This window comes from Pseudomonas sp. p99-361 (genome assembly GCF_003935475.1).
GTDB lineage: Bacteria > Pseudomonadota > Gammaproteobacteria > Pseudomonadales > Pseudomonadaceae > Aquipseudomonas > Aquipseudomonas juntendi.
In genome coordinates this window covers 1-737 of record NZ_RHQO01000145.1, presented here as the reverse complement: position 1 = coordinate 737, position 737 = coordinate 1, and the positions used below count along the sequence as shown (strand labels likewise).

Here is a 737-nt window from a genome sequence, read left to right as displayed (position 1 = left end):
AATGGTTATCTGCAGGAAAAAGGCCTGTCGCTGCGCCAAGGCACCATCGTCGATGCCACCATTATTCATGCCCCCAGCTCGACCAAAAATAAAGAAGGCAAGCGTGATCCCGAGATGCACCAGACCAAGAAAGGCGGTCAGTATTTCTTCGGGATGAAGGCGCACATCGGTGCCGATGTCGAGTCCGGCCTGGTGCATCACGTCCATGGCACCGCTGCCAATGTGGCCGATGTCACGCAGGTGGCTGAACTGCTGCATGGCGAAGAAAACGCCGTGTATGCAGATGCCGGTTACACCGGTGTCGAAAGGCGCGAAGAGCATGAAAATCGGGGGGTGATCTGGCAGATTGCAGCGCGTCGCAGCACCTATTCCAAGCTGAACCAGCGCAGCGTACTGTACAAAGCCAAGCGCAAGATCGAGTTCTGCAAGGCTCAGACACGGGCCAAGGTCGAGCATCCGTTTCGCGTGATCAAGCGGCAGTTTGGTTACGTGAAAATACGTTTTCGTGGGCTGATGAAAAACACGGCTCAGTTGACCACGCTGTTCGCCCTGGCAAACCTGTGGAGGGTTCGAAAACAGCTCATGGGTATGGGTGAGGTTCGCGTTTAACACGGAGAACCGGTCGAAAAAGCTCTCCGTACATGATTTTTCGGTCACTTTTCGTCCAATGACGCTGTAGGTGCCTGGAAAATTGCAACTTGCCGCGGCTGCACGACAAGTTGATCGGAGCATCCCTA

1 pseudogene is annotated in these 737 nt (G+C 54.7%); it reads left to right on the top strand.

The annotated features are described in order from the left end of the window. Nucleotides 1-609: pseudogene (locus tag EGJ22_RS25885) on the top strand (IS5-like element ISPa41 family transposase); the annotation flags it as partial. Nucleotides 610-737: the final 128 nt, after the last annotated feature.